Genomic DNA, 1,131 nt, shown 5'->3' on the forward strand with positions numbered 1-1,131 from the left:
CCTGCCCCGGCCGGCAGCCGCCGTCGGACATGGCCCACGCAGGTGGCTGGGCAGCGCCTACGAAAGGGCACGGACCGGCGTTTCCATAATTTTGCGCACGCACTGTTCACCCTTTCCCAGGAGTTTCCCCATGCCACACCACGCCCTGCTCCGAACGGCCGCGACCGCGCTGGCGCTGGCCGCCCTGGCGGCCTGCTCGTCCACCCCGAAGCCCACCGAGGAGATGGCCGTCGGCCGCGCCACCCTCGACCGCGTGACGGCGATGCCGGAGGTCGCGCAAAACGCGCCGGTGGAGCTGCAGCGGGCACGCGACAAGTGGATGCAGGCACAGCGCGCCATGGACAACAAGGATTACAAGGAGGCGCGCCGCTTGGCCACCGAGGCCGAGGCCGACGCGCGCCTGGCCGAGTCCAAGGCCGAGGCCGTGGACAGCGCGCGCACGCGCCGCCAGGTGCAGGACAGCATCCGCTCGCTGCAGCAGGAGATCGACTACCGCGACCGCACCGCCGGCACCCCGGTGCCGCCGGCGGTCCCCCCCGTCGCCCCGGCCCCGGCGCCGCTGCGCTGACCGCAACACGCCCCGCCGCATCGCATCGCGCCCGCCGGGCGCCCACCGCACCCAAGGACCGCTCCCATGCCTACTTCGCCTGTCTTTCGCCGCCTGTCCGCCCTCGCCGCCGCGCTGATCGCGGCCGGCACGCTCACCGCCTGCGCCTCGCGTGCGCCGCTCGAATCGGTCGAGCAGGCGCGCGCCGCCGTCAACCGCACCGCCGCCGACCCGGACGTGGGCCGCTACGCGCAACTGGAGGCCCGCACCGCCTCCGACACGCTGGCGCGCGCCGACGAGGCCTGGCGCAAGGACCATGACGCTTCGGAAGCCAACCACCTGGCCTACCTGGCGCACCAGCAGGCCGAGACGGCGCTGAACACCGCCCGCGCCCGCAAGGCCGACGCCGATGTGAAGCAGGCCGCCACCGAGGCCGACAGGCTGCGCCTGCAGGCGCGCACCCGCGAGGCCGAGGCCGCACGCGAGCAGGCGGCCGCGCAGGCGCGCACTGCCCAGCTCGCGCAGCAGCAGGCCCTGAGCGCCGAGCAGCGCGCCGCACGCGAGCAGGCGGCCGCCCGCGCCGC

At 75.4% G+C, this 1,131-nt stretch carries 2 protein-coding genes; both read left to right on the forward strand.

Annotation, left to right across the window (positions count from 1 at the left end; genetic code table 11):
* Positions 1 to 130 precede the first annotated feature (130 nt).
* A complete protein-coding gene (locus A612_RS09665; protein ID WP_019374294.1) occupies positions 131 to 568 on the forward strand; it encodes a DUF4398 domain-containing protein in 438 nt (145 codons plus the stop codon).
* A 66-nt stretch (positions 569 to 634) separates the two neighbouring features.
* Positions 635 to 1,131 (forward strand): DUF4398 domain-containing protein (locus A612_RS09670; RefSeq protein WP_019374295.1); only part of this gene is annotated, 497 nt, incomplete at its 3' end.

Origin of the sequence: Melaminivora alkalimesophila (assembly GCF_000282995.1) — a bacterium.
Lineage (GTDB): Bacteria > Pseudomonadota > Gammaproteobacteria > Burkholderiales > Burkholderiaceae_C > Melaminivora > Melaminivora alkalimesophila.

Coding starts and splice junctions, on each gene's coding strand:
- A612_RS09665 (WP_019374294.1), top strand. CDS start 131: ATGCCACACCACGCCCTGCTCCGAACGGCCGCGACCGCGCTGGCGCTG.